At 39.7% G+C, this 16,143-nt stretch carries 13 protein-coding genes; 9 read left to right on the forward strand and 4 right to left on the reverse strand.

From position 1 onward, the window contains the following. Window positions 1–96 precede the first annotated feature (96 nt). Both ACSLUF_RS15245 and ACSLUF_RS15250 read right to left on the reverse strand, forming a co-directional pair. Window positions 97–672: a hypothetical protein gene (locus ACSLUF_RS15245; protein WP_435623514.1), complete on the reverse strand. Its 576-nt coding sequence runs from the start codon at window positions 670–672 to the stop codon at window positions 97–99. A gap of 238 nt (window positions 673–910) precedes the next feature. Next, entirely contained in the window at window positions 911–3,019 is a 2,109-nt protein-coding gene (locus ACSLUF_RS15250) for a carboxy terminal-processing peptidase (RefSeq protein WP_435623515.1), read from the reverse strand. A 202-nt stretch (window positions 3,020–3,221) separates the two neighbouring features. On the opposite strand from ACSLUF_RS15250, the gene surE reads away from it, so the two are divergent. The 5 genes from surE to ACSLUF_RS15275 are packed head-to-tail and all read left to right on the forward strand — an operon-like array spanning window position 3,222 to window position 7,985. Then, on the forward strand, window positions 3,222–4,001 hold the full coding sequence (gene surE, locus ACSLUF_RS15255) for a 5'/3'-nucleotidase SurE (RefSeq protein WP_435623516.1): 780 nt from the start codon (window positions 3,222–3,224) through the stop codon (window positions 3,999–4,001). Further along, window positions 3,991–4,278: a hypothetical protein gene (locus tag ACSLUF_RS15260; protein WP_435623517.1), complete on the forward strand. Its 288-nt coding sequence runs from the start codon at window positions 3,991–3,993 to the stop codon at window positions 4,276–4,278. The genes surE and ACSLUF_RS15260 overlap by 11 nt, the downstream gene beginning before the upstream one ends. Before the next feature lie 18 nt (window positions 4,279–4,296). Next, the gene (lpxB, locus tag ACSLUF_RS15265) at window positions 4,297–5,409 is read left to right on the forward strand and encodes a lipid-A-disaccharide synthase (protein WP_435623518.1); all 1,113 of its coding nucleotides are present in this window, start codon (window positions 4,297–4,299) and stop codon (window positions 5,407–5,409) included. Between the two features lie 33 nt (window positions 5,410–5,442). Next, on the forward strand, window positions 5,443–5,988 hold the full coding sequence (locus tag ACSLUF_RS15270; protein ID WP_435623519.1) for a C40 family peptidase: 546 nt from the start codon (window positions 5,443–5,445) through the stop codon (window positions 5,986–5,988). Next, the gene (locus ACSLUF_RS15275) at window positions 5,988–7,985 is read left to right on the forward strand and encodes a ComEC/Rec2 family competence protein (protein WP_435623520.1); all 1,998 of its coding nucleotides are present in this window, start codon (window positions 5,988–5,990) and stop codon (window positions 7,983–7,985) included. Before ACSLUF_RS15270 ends, ACSLUF_RS15275 begins: the two co-directional genes overlap by 1 nt. 2 nt (window positions 7,986–7,987) lie before the next feature. Here the strand turns inward: ACSLUF_RS15275 and ACSLUF_RS15280 are convergent, their stop codons facing one another. Both ACSLUF_RS15280 and ACSLUF_RS15285 read right to left on the reverse strand, forming a co-directional pair. Continuing rightward, window positions 7,988–9,520, reverse strand: a complete 1,533-nt coding sequence (locus ACSLUF_RS15280; RefSeq protein ID WP_435623521.1) for a peptide MFS transporter — start codon at window positions 9,518–9,520, stop codon at window positions 7,988–7,990. Window positions 9,521–9,535: 15 nt separating this feature from the next. Continuing rightward, the gene (locus tag ACSLUF_RS15285) at window positions 9,536–11,695 is read right to left on the reverse strand and encodes a S9 family peptidase (protein WP_435623522.1); all 2,160 of its coding nucleotides are present in this window, start codon (window positions 11,693–11,695) and stop codon (window positions 9,536–9,538) included. 156 nt (window positions 11,696–11,851) lie between these two features. Between ACSLUF_RS15285 and ACSLUF_RS15290 the strand changes: the two genes are divergently transcribed. The 4 genes from ACSLUF_RS15290 (at window position 11,852) to ACSLUF_RS15305 (ending at window position 16,112) form a co-directional block, all read left to right on the forward strand. Beyond that, a complete protein-coding gene (locus ACSLUF_RS15290) occupies window positions 11,852–13,165 on the forward strand; it encodes a hydroxymethylglutaryl-CoA reductase, degradative (RefSeq protein WP_435623523.1) in 1,314 nt (437 codons plus the stop codon). Continuing rightward, window positions 13,166–14,074 (forward strand): GYDIA family GHMP kinase, encoded by a 909-nt coding sequence (locus ACSLUF_RS15295; RefSeq protein WP_435623524.1) that lies wholly within the window; start codon window positions 13,166–13,168, stop codon window positions 14,072–14,074. A gap of 173 nt (window positions 14,075–14,247) precedes the next feature. Further along, complete coding sequence (locus ACSLUF_RS15300; RefSeq protein WP_435623525.1) at window positions 14,248–15,528, forward strand: DUF2157 domain-containing protein; 1,281 nt, start codon at window positions 14,248–14,250, stop codon at window positions 15,526–15,528. Continuing rightward, window positions 15,525–16,112, forward strand: coding sequence for a GDYXXLXY domain-containing protein (locus ACSLUF_RS15305; RefSeq protein ID WP_435623526.1), 588 nt, complete (start codon window positions 15,525–15,527; stop codon window positions 16,110–16,112). Before ACSLUF_RS15300 ends, ACSLUF_RS15305 begins: the two co-directional genes overlap by 4 nt. Window positions 16,113–16,143: the final 31 nt, after the last annotated feature.

Genomic DNA, 16,143 nt, shown 5'->3' on the forward strand with positions numbered 1-16,143 from the left:
ATTATGACCTAGGTCAAAGAAGAATAGTTTTTCAACTTTTTCAAATAGATTGATGACCGAGCTAAAGGAATCTGCTATAGAGTTTACGGTACTACGTTATTTTTGAATCGAGACGTTATAGTGATAGCGGTCAAGTTTATGAAATCCTTGGAAATCAAAAGTTTTCTTTCCAATCAAATTATCCGTGATAGCGACCCCCAGTAAATCTTCATCTCCAATGTATTTTTCGAGTTCTAGATAGTCTTTGGAATCATATAGTTCAATAATTTTCTTATAATGAATTCGTATTGTTGGATCTATTCGTTCAATTGATATTTCGGAATCTTGTTCAATAAGAAAAACTAGATATTCATCACTTTTTGAATTATTACTTCGCGCTGTTATTTTGCTTAATCTGTTATTTTGATCAAATGTTAGTTGTTCAGCTAATATTGGTTTGCCAAGTTCATTCTTTTCGGTGAAATCGTAGATAATAAGTAGTATTTCGTCATTTTTAGTGGATAAACTACTCATATCTTCTGATAGATTTAAAGCTTTTAGAGTAATGGAAAAAAGTGGTTCCTTTTGGATATTCTTTTCTTCTATAACTGAAACGTTTTCGGAAAGGAGCGAAGTGCTTTTGCAGCTCAAAACTAAATACAGGATTAATAAAATACTTGCTATTCTTTTCATACAGCAATTGTACATAGAGTTTAAAGTAAGGTTTGTTCGAATCTATTGTATTTCCAGTTTTTTAAACAATTCCAGCCAGACAATTGAAGTTAGAGAATTTTCCATTAAAATTCCCCTCGAATTGATTGATGTATGAGATAGGTTGACTTATTTCATTGCTATGGGAAAAACATATGTGGTTTACAAACAAAAAAACCGACCTCTTTAGGTCGGTTTTAATATTATAGGAATGTATAATTTATCCCTTCACACTCGCAAGCCTTCGCTCCGTGCTTTTAATATTGTTAAGTTTCAAATCCTGTAGTACGTTGATGGCTTCCTCAACATAGATATCTTTTGCCAAGCTTTTGTGCCATCTATTTCTCTTTTCCCGTAACACTGAGTCTTGGGTAAATAATTCCGTTTCGTATTTCAATGATTCAAAAGTCAGCTTGGAATCATATTCTCTCAAGCTTTTGAACTGGTCTGATTTCTTCTTGGATTCTTCTTCCCTTTGTTTGTACACTTCATAATTCAAAGAGACTGTGGTTTCATCCTGTTGTTCCTTTAACCACTTGGCATTCTCTTCAATCAACTCGATATATGGGTTCTGGGCCATTCTCTCTTTACTGTTGGCAATGGTAGTTTCAAAATCGATATATCCATCCCAAACTTCATAATCAGCAGCGGAAATTTTATCCCACTCCAATGGATTTTCCTGATCTCTTTCACCTAAATCGATATAACTGTATCTATCTGGAACCACGATGTCGCTCTTTACACCTTCCAACTGGGTAGAGCCTCCATTGATTCTATAGAACTTTTGTGTAGTTAATTTGATTGCTCCAAGATTCCCATGTTCATTGCTTCGAACAATATTATCCAAAGGAATTACATTTTGCACAGTACCTTTTCCAAAAGTCTGCTTGCTTCCGATTACAACGGCTCTTTTATAATCTTGCATAGCTGCAGCCAAAATTTCTGAAGCTGAAGCAGAAAGCTCATTGACCAAAATTACCAACGGACCATCCCACTGGATTCGCTCATCTTTATCTTCATGAACTTCTTTGCGTTGCCCAGATGACCTCACCTGAACAATAGGACCGTCTTTAATAAAGAGACCGGCCATATCCACAACAGTCTTCAAAGAACCACCGCCATTGTCTCTTAAATCTAGGATGATTCCTTCCACACCTTCTTCTTTAAGTCGTTCTACCTCTTTGGCTACATCCGTAGCAGCATTTCTTTCGGTATAGTCCTCAAAGTCTACATAAAATTTAGGCAAGTTGATCAAACCATATTTATGACCTTCTTCTTTGACTGTAGCAGATTTTGCATACGATTCTTCCAACATCACAACATCCCTAATAATGGAAACTTCCTCAATAGTTCCATCCACACGGCGAACCGTAAGGTCAACAATAGAGCCCTTAGGGCCTTTGATAAGCTTTATGGCATCATCCAATCGCATTCCTACGATGTCAATAGGTTCTTCACCTTCTTGGCCTACTTTCAAAATCTCATCTCCCACCTCAAGGCTTTGCTCTCTCCAAACGGGTCCGCCAGAAATAATTTCGACCACTTTGGCGCCTTCTGGTTTCTTCTGTAACCGAGCACCAATACCTTCAAATTTTCCGGACATTCCGATATCGAACTTCTCCTTGTCGTCTGGTGCAAAATAGAAGGTGTGTGGGTCAAATTCGTCAACTATGGTGTTGATGTATTGCACAAACCAATCCTTGCGTTCCAAATCATTTATGAAATCGAAGAATTCACCAAGGGTATTTTCCGTCGTTTTTCTGGCTTCTGCCTCCAATTCAGACTTCGGTAAATTTTCTTCGTTTTCACTGAGTTTGTTATCATACACACCCAAAGTATTATACTTCAACTGCTGTCTCCATCGCTCACGCAGCTGTTTTTTGTTAGCGGCAAACTCTTGGTCCTTGTAGTCGATATTGATAGTCTCCTGTTTCGCATAGTCAAACGGAGTCTCCAAAACGTCTTTGTAGATTTCCTCGGCCTCACTCATACGCTTCATAAGGCGTTGGTATACTATATTAAAAAATGTGATGTCTGTATTTCTGATTTCATCGTCAATCATGAACCTGTATTTCTCAAAATCCCTGATATCGCTTTCCAAGAAATAGCGTTTTGTCGGGTCCAGAATATCAATAAAATCGTCAAAGACATTGGATGAGAAACTATCGTTCAAATCTTTAGGTTCATAATGTCCCTTCTCCAGCACATAGGTGATTAAATCCAGTAGTAGTTTATCCTTATCATCGTTTTCAAACGATTTGTTGGTAAAACTGCATGAAGCGACTGCTACTAAAATCACTAAAAATGCTAGGGTGAAATTCTTTTTCATAAAAGTGGTATTTGTTGGGTGCAAATACGATGGGTTTACCTCACCAAATCCGCGTTACATTAATCTTTTTTCTTTTTCTATGAATTCCCTAAGATACTGAAAAAACCATGCCAGACGGGAAGAGCCCGTATAATTTTTTGTTAAACGACCTCATCTTCATATCCTTATGAAAAACGTATTTTTGCGCCGTTAATTATGCGAAATGCAAAAACCACTCATTTTAGTCACCAACGATGATGGGATTACTGCTCCCGGACTACGTTCCCTAATCCGTACAATGAAGGAAATAGGCGATGTCATTGTGGTCGCTCCAGATAGCCCGCAAAGTGGAATGGGGCATGCCATTACCATCGATAACACCTTGTATTCAAAAAAAGTGGTTATTGATACCGAACAGGGCGCTCCTTCGGAATATAGTTGCAGCGGAACCCCCGCAGATTGTGTAAAACTGGCCCTTCAGGAAATTTTGGACCGAAGACCAGATATTTGCGTTAGTGGTATAAATCACGGGTCCAATGCATCTATTAATGTTATTTATTCCGGTACCATGAGCGCTGCCATCGAGGCAGGTATTGAAGGGGTTCCAGCCATTGGTTTTTCGTTATGCGATTACTCTTGGGAAGCTAATTTTGAACCCTCTTTGAAAGCAGTCAAAAAAATTGTGTCCCAAGCTTTAGAATATGGAATTCCCAAAGGGACCGTGTTAAATGTCAATATTCCTAAGTCAGACGAAGAACCAAAAGGAATACGTGTCTGCAGGCAAGCTCGCGCCAACTGGAAGGAAAAGTTCGATAAACGGACAAGTCCAACAGGAAAAGACTATTATTGGCTTACTGGGGAGTTTGAACTTTTGGACAAAGGAGAAGATACTGACGAATGGGCTTTGGCGCATGGTTATGTTTCCGTAGTGCCCACACAATTTGACCTGACCGCCCATCACGTGATTCCGCAAATCAATAATTGGAGTTTAAATGAATCGTAAAAAAGAAATAATCATAGGTTTCATAGTGGGTATTATTGCAAATACCATTGGGACCCTCCTGTATATCCTTCTATTTTCAGACCTGGGAATTGTGGAAACTTACAATGCCGCAGTGGAACAGGGACATATTGGCAGTTTGTTGGCATTGGGCGCCATATTGAATTTGGTCGCATTTTTTGGTTTTCTCCGATTAAAAAGGGATTATAGGGCAAGAGGGGTTATGATAGCTACTTTGTTGACCGCCTTGATAATCTTGTACTATAAATTAGTGGGCTGATTCTGAACAATCTTTGCAATGAAATACTATATAATCGCCGGTGAAGCTTCAGGGGATCTACACGGTTCCAACCTGATAAAAGCCCTTAAAAAAGAGGATGCTTCTGCCCAAATTCGTTGTTGGGGTGGGGATTTAATGCAAAAAGCGGGCGGTGAGCTAGCCAAACATTACAAAGACATGGCCTTCATGGGTTTTTTGGAGGTTGTCAAGAACATCCCGACCATCTTCAAAAATATCAAATTTTGTAAAGAAGACATCCAAAAATTCAAACCTGACCTGGTTGTTTTTATTGACTTCTCTGGATTTAACCTGAGAATCGCCAAGTGGGCCAAATTGCAGGGTTTTTCTACCAATTATTACATTTCTCCACAAATTTGGGCTTCGCGAGAGGGTAGAATCAAAAAGATAAAAAGGGACATTGACCATATGTATGTCATCTTGCCCTTTGAAAAGGATTTTTACGAAAAAAAACATGGATATCCTGTCAACTTCGTGGGACATCCTTTGATTGATGCAATCGCCAACACTTCAATTGAAGATGAGACCACATTCAGAAAGAACAACCATCTGGATATGGAAAAACCCATAGTGGCTTTACTGCCAGGAAGCAGAAAACAGGAAGTGCAAAAAATGCTCTCCATCATGCTTTCTGTTCAAAAGAAGCATACCGATTACCAATTTGTAATTGCGGGTGCCCCAAGCTTACCCAACGAATTCTATTCCACCTTTACCGAAAATAACCAAGTGGGGTTTGTGTCCAACCAAACCTATACACTACTGACCTATGCCCATGCAGCCTTGGTAACCAGCGGTACGGCCACTTTGGAAACAGCACTCTTCAATGTTCCCCAAGTAGTGTGTTACAAAGGAAATTGGATTTCTTATCAAATTGCAAAAAGCATCATCACCTTGGACTACATTTCATTGGTCAATTTGATTATGGGCAAGGAAGTGGTCAAAGAATTGATTCAAGGCGCTTTAACCACCCAAAACCTGGATGTTGAGCTGAATAAAATTCTTGTTGGACCGGAACGAGAGCGAATTTTATCGGACTACGCCCTGTTAAAACAGAAATTGGGCGGTGAGGGTGCCAGCCAAAAGGCGGCCCAATTACTTATCAAAAATGCTTAGATTTACATTCCAAGAAGTAAATTGTATTCTTGGATGTTGCGAAAAACCATAGGTTTGCTTTGCATTTTCGCAGTAATTAGCTGCGGAACAAGCAAAAAACGAACGTATAGCAAGACCCGAACCGTCACGGTAGAGGGGTCATCCGAGGAGACTAACCTCACTCCGAAGATTTCCAAAAAGGAAAGTAAAAAGAACCAAAAGGCCAAGGACATAATTGCCACGGCCATGACCTTTAGTGGTACCCGCTATCAATTTGGGGGTACAACACGTAAAGGAATGGATTGTTCCGGACTCGTTTTTGTGAGTTTAAAGGAACATGAGATTATTTTCCCAAGGACGTCATATGAAATGGCCGAACAGGGAAAACGAATTAAAGTTGGACAGGTTCAGGAAGGAGACCTGCTTTTTTTTAAGACCAGTAAAAGCGGAAAACGCATCAACCATGTTGGATTGGTAGTCGACGTCAAAGGAGACGATATCAAGTTCATACACTCCACAACCTCACGTGGCGTGATAGTCTCTTCCCTTAGGGAAGGGTTCTGGAACTACTCCTTTGTGAAGGCGACTCGAATCCTATAATGCGAATTTTTGATTTTGTATCGGTCAAACTGACCTTATTGTTGATTTTTGGGATTTTTCTAGGATTCTATTTAGAGCCTAAGCTATTCCCTACCCTTCTTTTTTTGGGACTTTTCCTTATCTCCCTCGGATTTGCTTGGAAAACGAACCGTTTCTTTAGCTTATCTGCTGCACTGGTGACTATCGGTTTTGGTACTTTGATTACCCTTGTTGCTCTTGGAAAGGATTTACCTAACCATTATTCCCATTTAGGAGTAAAAAATACCGGTGTTTGGCAAGTAAAAATCACAGAAGTCCTCAAACCCAATCTGTATCAGCAGCGATATGTTGTCAAAGCCGAAGTTTTTGAAAAAGAGAAATGCACTGGAAAGCTAATTCTGAACATAGCAAGAGATTCCCTTTCAACACCTCTTCAAGTGGATGACGAAGTGGTCCTATTGGCCAAACTCGATGCTATTCGACCTCCTTCAAATCCACATCAATTTGACTACAAGGACTATCTGAAAAAACAAGGGATTCATAATCAGTTATCGGTTCAATCCACCACCATACTCCACGATGGCAAATCAACTTCTTCTCTATTTGGTTTGGCCATGAACACAAGGGAACATCTCATTTCCAACTTATCCAAAGAAAGCTATGATGAGGATGTGTTTGGTGTAATTCAAGCCTTACTGTTAGGAAAAAGGGAAGATATCTCAGAAGAAACCTATACCCACTACAAAAATGCGGGTGCGGTACATATTTTGGCAGTTTCTGGATTACATGTCGGGGTATTGCTGTTCTTATTTCAGTTTGTGCTACAACCCTTGACCTACCTCCCAAAAGGTGAAACTATCCGCCTGGCATTTGTAGTTCTTTTATTGTGGGGCTATGCCTTCTTAGCCGGTTTGTCCCCATCGGTCGTTAGAGCGGTGACCATGTTTTCATTTGTGGCATACGCACAGTACCTAAACCGCCCTACGAATTCCTTTAATATCATTGCGCTTTCCATGCTTTTTATTTTGTTGGTCAAGCCCCTTTATCTTTTCCAAGTAGGTTTTCAAATGAGCTACGCAGCCGTATTTGCCATTGTATGGATATATCCTAAACTGCAGCAATTTTGGTTTCCCGAGCATTTTCTGATTCGAAAGATTTGGCAATTGTTATCAGTTAGCTTAGCTGCACAAATTGGCGTATTGCCTATTAGCTTATTCTACTTTCATCAATTTCCTTCGCTATTTTTTATATCCAATTTGTTGATTATCCCATTTTTGGGGGTCATTCTTGGAATGGGAATCCTGACTCTGTTCCTTTCTCTTTTAAATATACTACCCCAAGTTTTGGTGACTTTTTACAACTTCATTATTAAAGTGATGAACAGTATTATAGGCTGGGTTGCACACCAAGAAAGTTTTGTGTTCAAAGAAATTCCCCTTGATGGTGCACAGATGATGCTTCTATATCTCATATTGATTGGTTTAGTTTTGTTTTTATCCAAGACTACATTTAAAAATATTATGGTTCTAGGTTTTGGAATAGTTGGATTACAAGCCTATGGTTTATGGAGCGAATTGCAAATAAGAAACAACCATTCCTTTATTGTAGCACATTCTTCAAAAACCCCAGTATTGTTACATCAGAATGGAAGACACCTGACTTCTTTTACCTTGGATCGTGTCAAAGTGGAAAAAATAGTGACAACCCTCAAAGTTGGAGACCATTTGGAAACCGTTCAGCACGAAACTTTGGGAAACACACTTCAAGCAAGCACTAAAAACATCTATCGCGTTGACAGTTTTGCCATTTTTCCACCTCAACAAAACATGGATATACTATGGCTTTCCGAATCCCCCAAAATCAATTTGGAGCGTTGGTTAGATTACCTACAACCCAAAATGGTCATCATGGATGGAACCAACTATAGAACGTATTCAGCTCGTTGGAAGAAAAGTTGTCAGAATAAAAAAATCCCTTTCCACGATACGCGCGAAAAGGGAGCTTATTATTTTAAGTAAGATTAATGTACGTTGCCCATCAATCGTTTCATCAAAGGCCCGAAGATGATAACCACACCCCCTGCGACCAAAGCATAGATTGCTATTAATTGGAAACCATCCAAGTATACATCCAAAGTCTCCAGTCCCCCTACATTGCTATCCGAACTTTCAATGGCCAATTGTTTTGAAATAAATCCTACAATTTGAAATGCATAGGCCGAGGATAAAAACCAGACCCCCATCATAAATGCCACAATTCGTTTTGGGGACAAATCTGTAATTTTTGAAAGTCCAACCGGCGACATGAATAGCTCTCCTACTGACAGAATAAAATAAAGCCAAAGCAAATAAGAAAATGGCACCATTCCATTCTCATCTGCTGCATTTCCGCTCAAGGATACGATATAAAAACTTAACCCTGCCAACAATAGTCCCATCCCGAACTTATAGGGTGTTCTTGGGTTTAGCTTCTTCTTAGCCAACATGGTCCACATTATGGAAATAGGTATGGAAAGAATTACAATGAACATGGAGTTCAATGCATTGGTTTGGCTGGCATTAATCAAAGAAAGATTTACGTTTCTCGCCGCGAACAAGGTAATCACACTTCCATGCAGTTCATGAAAACCCCAAAAAATGGTCATAAAAAATGTAATCAATAGCGCCATGAAAAGTTTTTTTCGCTCGTCCCCGGTGGCACCAATCATAATCTTTGCCATATAAGCCAATACCGCTATTCCAACAAAATAAAAGAGAAGATTGACGATGTTCGTATCACCAAAGAAAGTACCCTTTTCCCCTAAAGACTTGTATGAATACAACAGAAAAGCGATTAAAGGGGCCGATAAAAAGGCTAAAACGCGCACCAATTGATGTTGTGGCAGACCCCAAACCTTTTTCTCGTAAACTTCCACACTAGGGGGTTTGCCCCCTTCGCCAAATACATTTTTCTTGATTCCACTCCAAAAGAAAATCAGACCTGTTAGCATTCCAATGCCCGCCAAGCCAAAACCATAGTGCCAACCATAGGTTTGTCCCAACCAACCACATAATAGTGGGGAGATAAACCCTCCAATGTTGATTCCCATATAAAATATGGTAAACCCAGAGTCCTTTCTGGTATCACCATCCTTATATAAAGTACCTACGAAGGTCGAGATGTTTGGTTTGAAAAATCCATTCCCTACGATAATGAAAGCCAGTGCTAAGAAGAAGGCCATGTTGTTTTCAATTGCCAGAACAAAATGACCTAGGGCCATTAGGATACCTCCAAGGAAAATGGATTGTCGCATACCTAAAATAGTATCTGATATTCTTCCACCAATTACAGTGGATGCATATACCAATGATCCATAGGAAGCATATACCGCTGCAGCTGCATAATCTCTTGTTGATAAGGCTTCAAAAATTACATTTACCATGTATAGCGTGAGCAATGCACGCATTCCGTAAAAACTGAAGCGTTCCCACAACTCAGCAAAAAACAAATAGAATAATCCTTGGGGATGCCCGAAAAGTTGCTTTTCGTTAGCCGGTTTTATTACTTCTGACATATTAAGTTAGTTTGGTTATAAATTTTCTTTGATGAAGTTGGTCATCTTAGTAAACAGGTGTAAACGGGTGTTCCCGCCATAAATGCCATGATTCTTATCCGGATAAATGGCCCATTCGAAGTCCTTGTTTGCCTGAACCAAAGCTTCTACCATGCGCATGGTGTTCTGAACATGCACATTATCATCTCCCGAACCATGAACCAAGAGATACTTTCCTTTCAATAATTCTGGATAATTGAAGGGCGAGTTATCATCATAGCCGCTTGCATTTTCCTGAGGGGTTTGCATATAACGTTCGGTGTAAATGGTATCATAAAAACGCCAAGAAGTTACCGGTGCAACTGCTATAGCCATTTCAAAAACATCATTGCCCTTCAATAGACAGTTGGTCGACATGAAACCTCCATAGCTCCATCCCCAAATTCCCGTTCTATTTTCATCGATATAAGGCAATTCACTCAACTTCTTAGCCGCTGCAATCTGGTCTTCAACCTCATATTTACCCAATTCCTTTTGGGTCACTTTTTTAAAGTCTCTTCCTTTTAATCCGGTGCCTCTACCATCCACACAGACAACAATATATCCTTCGGACACCAACATTTGGTGCCAGTAATCATTAGAACCAAACCACCTATTGGCCACTTGTTGCGAACCTGGTCCGCTGTATTGAAACATGAACAAGGGGTACTTTTTGTTCTCATCAAAATCAACAGGTTTAATCATATACATATTCAGGTCATTCCCATTGATGGAAATCGTGGAAAATTCCTTTGGACTCAATTCAAAAGTTTCCAATTTGGAGTCCAAGGATGAATTGTCTTTAATCGCTTTAAGTTCTTTCCCGGTTGAAGCTTGATGCAAGGTGAACTGATAAGGCGAAGTAGCACTTGAAAATGTATTGATGAAATACGTATAGTTGGCACTGAAATCCGCGGCGTTGGTTCCTTCTTTTTGGGTAAGTCGCTTTTTGGATTTTCCATTCGTTTTAATGCTATACACATCTCTATTGATAGAACCATTTTCGGTCGATTGATAATAAATTACTTTACGTTTATCATCATAACCATAATAATTGGTCACCTCCCAAGGACCTTGGGTTACCTGATTCTTTAATTTCCCGTCCTTACCATAAAGGTAAATATGGTTATAACCGTCCGCTTCGCTGGTCCAGATAAAGCTGTCGTCTGCCAAAAAGGTTAGATTGTCCGTAACATCCACATAAGCATCATCTTTTTCTTCCATCAATGTGCTTACCGAATTGTCATCGGCATTGACCGACAATAATTTTAGGTGGTCTTGATGTCGATTTATGGTCTGCACACTTAAATACTTTGGGTTGTTCATCCACTTGATTCGTGGAATGTAATAAGGGTCTCCTAAATTCACATCACTTGTCCCACCGGAGGTGACATCGTACATATGTAGGGTTACCTTTGCATTTTCCTCTCCTGCTTTCGGGTATTTAAATTCATATTGAAAGGGATACAACATTTCACCGTACACATCCATTGAAAAATGGGGGACATTGGTTTCATCAAAACGCAAAAAGGCTATCTTGGAACCATCGCTATTCCATGCAAAAGCCTTTACGAAAGCAAACTCTTCTTCGTAAACCCAGTCGGTAACGCCGTTGATAATGGTGCCATAACTCCCATCTTGCGTAATCTGTTTGGTACTTTTTGCCGCAACATCGAAAATGTACAGGTTATTGTCCAAAACATAAGCCACCTTTGAACCATCAGGAGAAAGCTCGGGCTCTTGGATTTTATTATCCGAGATTTGGGTTACACTTTTGGAGACGACATCATACACATAATAAATGCCTAATCGTGATCTTCTAAAAATAGGTTCCACTTCTGTGGCCAAGATGATTTTGGATTCGTCCGCACTAAACTCATATGAGGTGAAATTGGGCACATTGGATCCTGACTCCACTATGGTCTCCACTTTTTGTTGTGTCGCATAGTCGTATTTATCCAAGCTGCTGGTGCCATTCCCTCTATTAAAATTGAGAATGGTGTATTGTTTCCCATTTTTCAGGGACCGAAGCACATCGAGTTGTTCTGTTCTAAAAGCTCCTCCCCAAATTTCTTCAAGGGCTATTTTTTTCTTTTGGGCTGTAGTTTGGGATAAAAAACCTATGAGGCATAGGCAAACAAGAAATTTTTTATACATGGAAGTTCTTCTGTTTAAAATCTACCAAGTTTACTAATATTTATCCGAAATATAAATTTTATTGTTGCTGTTGCAACATAAAAATTCAATTCGCGAAGCAATCCTATAAATTCAGTACCACACAATCCTTATATTTAGGCGCTTTAACCAAAAACTATGAACGCGCCTGTTGAAGGATTTTCCAAATTTTCCAAGGAAGAAAAAATCCGATGGATTGCCCAAAACTATACCTCCTATCCAGAGCAAGCTGAACAATTACTTAAAAGGTATTGGAATACGGATGCGGCAGTGCAAAAAATTCATGATGAGTTTATTGAAAACACCATTTCCAATTACTACTTGCCGTTTGCCATTGCACCCAATTTTCTAATTAATGGTGAATATTACGCCATCCCCATGACCATAGAGGAAAGTTCCGTAGTTGCTGCCGCCAGTAAGGCTGCCAAGTTCTGGCTTTCCAGAGGAGGTTTTAAGACTGAGGTGCTTGGAACAGAAAAAGTGGGACAAGTACATTTTATGTTCAAGGGCGATACTTCAAAACTCTCTCGTTTTTTCTCAGAGATAAAACAAGACCTTATCAAGGATACCTCAGGAATTACCCGGAGTATGGAAAAAAGGGGTGGAGGTATTACCAATATTGAATTGCGCGATAAGACCGATGCAATAGACAACTATTACCAGTTGCATTGCACCTTTGAGACTTTGGACGCCATGGGTGCGAACTTTATCAATTCGTGTTTGGAGCAGTTGGCCAAAACCCTAAAAGAGAAAGCAAGTGCCCACTCTGACTTTACCCAAGAGGAAAAAGCCGTTGAAATTGTAATGAGCATACTTTCTAATTATGTTCCCAAATGTACGGTAAAAGCAGAGGTTAGTTGCCCTGTTGAAGCTTTGAATGAAGATGGGATGTCCCCTCAGGACTTTGCCAAAAAAATGGTTCAGGCCGTGCAAATTGCCAAAGCTGAACCTTATCGCGCGGTAACCCATAATAAAGGGATAATGAATGGCATCGATGCTGTGGTCCTGGCAACAGGAAATGATTTTCGGGCTATTGAAGCAGGAATTCACGCTTTTGCGGCTAAGGGTGGCACCTACTCCAGTCTAACCCATGCTTCTATCGAAGATGGTATTTTCAAGTTTTGGATTGAGGTTCCTCTAGCCCTAGGCACAGTTGGCGGACTTACTTCGTTACACCCCCTTGTAAAACTGGCCATGGAAATCTTACAGAACCCAACGGCAAAACAATTAATGCAAATCATTGCAGTAGCTGGATTGGCGCAGAATTTTGCGGCCCTTCGTTCTCTGGTTACTACGGGAATCCAAAAAGGCCATATGAAAATGCATTTGCTCAATATTTTAAATAAAATGGGGGCCAGTGACAGTGAAAAGAAGGAGTTGGTTCATTTTTTTAAGGAGCGTACCGTATCCAATGCTGCTGCAAAAGAAGCTTTGCAAAACCTAAGATCCTAAATGCAAAAGGAATTTTACAGTAATGGAAAATTGTTGCTTTCAGGGGAGTATGCCATTTTGGATGGTGCATTAGGACTCGCTGTTCCCACAAAATATGGGCAATCCTTGACTGTGAAATCCATTGAAAAACCAATACTGCTATGGAAAAGCCTCGGTCATGAAGGAAACCTATGGTTTGAAGCGGAATTTACAATTGACAATTTTACAATAAACAATGCTACAGACAGTGAAGTTGCCCATACACTGCAAGCCCTTCTTATGGAAGCCAAAAAGCAAAATAGAAACTTCCTGTCAGGGGATACCGGTTTTAGAGCAGAATCCCATTTGACGTTTCCAAGAAATTGGGGATTAGGAAGTTCTTCCACCCTAATCAACAATATTGCCCAATGGGCAAAAATAGACGCCTATCACTTGCTGTGGAATGCCTTTGGTGGAAGTGGCTATGACATTGCTTGCGCTCAACATGATTATCCGATTACTTATGCATTGAAAGACAGGCGGCCTATAGCCAAAACAGCTCATTTTAATCCTACATTTAAGGACTCTCTGTTTTTTGTGTACCTGAACCAAAAACAAAGTAGTAAAGAGGCTATTGAGGCTTATCGAAAACAATCCTTTGATAAAACCAAATTGGTCCAAGATATTAGCCTTCTTACACAAAAAATGATTGCGGTCAATTCTTTGGATGTATTTCAGAAGTTGCTCGAGGAACATGAAGCGCTATTGTCCAAAGTACTGGGAATTAAACCTGTGCAAAAGAAACTCTTTCCGGACTACCCAGGAACCATAAAAAGCCTTGGCGCATGGGGTGGTGATTTCATATGGGTTACCGGGGGTGAAAAGACAAAAGAGTACTTTATATCCAAAGGATTTGAAACTGTTATTTCCTATTCCGAGATGGTTTTTTAGTTTTTAAAAGTACTAGTCCTGGACCTTTATTCTATTCATCCTCAAATGCAAATCTTATCACAATGGAGCCTCCTAATCCCAAGGTTTTACTATATTTCGGTAAATAAGCTTAGGCTCAACCTGACCAAAACCTCCCTAATAATTTGAGCTGCAAGCTGTGAAACCAATCAAGAATGAGCATTCTCAAGGATTTACAGAATCTCGTAGAGGCTGATATCATTACCGAAGACATTGCTGATGATATCAGAAAGTTTTATCAAAAGAAAAGCAGTCCACCTTCCAATAGGCTTTTTATTGTCTTTGGAATACTGGGTGCCATTTTAGTAGGACTTGGGATTATTCTGATTATTGCCCATAATTGGGATGAACTCTCCCGATTCACGAAAACCTGCTTTGCTTTTCTACCACTAGTTATTGGCCAAGTCCTTTGCGGTTATACTTTACTCAGAAAGCAGGATAGTATCGCTTGGAGGGAAGGTAGTTCGGTTTTCCTGTTTTTCTCCGTGGGTGCAAGCATTTCCTTGGTAAGCCAAATCTATAATATTCCAGGCGATTTAGGTTCTTTTTTACTCACCTGGATGCTGGTTTGTCTACCCATCGTTTATATAATGAGGTCCTCGGCCACCTCCTTGTTTTTTATCATTGGGATTACGTGGTATGCCTGCGAAGCCAGCTATTGGTCATATCCTTATGAGGACTCCTATATGTATTGGCTGCTGTTTTTGGGGATTTTACCCTATTATTATTTACTGTACAAAAAAAGTCCATCCAGTAATTTTACGATACTCCATAATTGGTTCATTCCCCTTTCCCTTACCATTGTTCTCGGAACTTTGGCGGATAGGACTGAAGAATTAATGTTTGTAGCCTATTTCAGTTTGTTTGGCATATTTTACCTCATTGGGGAATTAAACTTTTTCAAGAAAGAAAAAAAAAGATACAGTGGGTACAGATTATTTGGTTCTTTGGGAACCGTCATTTTGTTGCTTGTACTCAGTTTCGATTGGTTTTGGGAGGACTTAAGAAGAGGTCACCTCATATTCAAAGAGGTAATTTCCAGCCAGGAGTTTCTTGTTGCTATGTTGTTGTCCTTAATTGCCTCCGCCCTATTATTCTTGAACATAAAGAAAAACCAATGGTCTAACGTAAAACCGTTTGCTCCTGTATTTGTTTTTTTTATCATCGCCTTTATTCTCGGTTTGTGGTCTCCTATCTCGGCAATTCTTATCAATATCTACGTGCTTGCTTTGGGTTTGTTGACCATTCGGGAGGGAGCCAAACAAAACCATTTGGGGATATTGAATTTCGGACTTGTAATTATAACGGTGTTGATTGCCTGTAGGTTCTTCGACACTGATTTGAGCTTTGTGGCTCGGGGAATTCTTTTTGTTTCCGTAGGTGCTGGGTTCTTTCTAACGAACTATTGGATGTTACAAAAGAGGAAAAATCAATGAAAAGTACAAAAGCTATATTCCCATTGTTCATTCTTATTGCTTTGGCCCAACTTTTTGTACCGGCCCAAATGATATGGAACAACGAAGACGTATTGGAAACCGGAAAAGCATTCAAGTTTAAAACGGCTCCAATAGATCCCAATGACCCATTCCGAGGAAAGTATATTTTTCTGAATTTTGACAATGTCGATGTAGAGATTCCGAAAGAGCACGATTGGAAAAGGGGAGAATTGGTTTATGTTTCCCTAATGGAAAATCCAAAGGGATTTGCCGAAATAAGCTCCGTTTCCAAAGAGGAACCCAAAGAAACTGAAGATTTTGTTCTGGCGAAGGTGGGTTTTATCAATTCCTATAACACAGATATAACCACTATGACCATCCTATATCCCTTTGAGCGGTTTTACATGGAGGAATCCAAGGCGTATGATGCTGAGTTGACTTATCGGGATTCCCAAAGGGATACTACCAAAACCACCTATGCTTTAGTACATATAAAAAATGGGGATGCGGTTTTAAAAGATGTTCTAATTGATGGGGTTCCCATTAAGGATTTGGTAAAGAAAGAAAACAAGCCCCTCAAATAAAAAAGCCCCTACAAAGGGGCTTTCTAATATT

Origin of the sequence: Flagellimonas sp. (assembly GCF_965601775.1) — a bacterium.
Taxonomy (GTDB): domain Bacteria; phylum Bacteroidota; class Bacteroidia; order Flavobacteriales; family Flavobacteriaceae; genus Flagellimonas.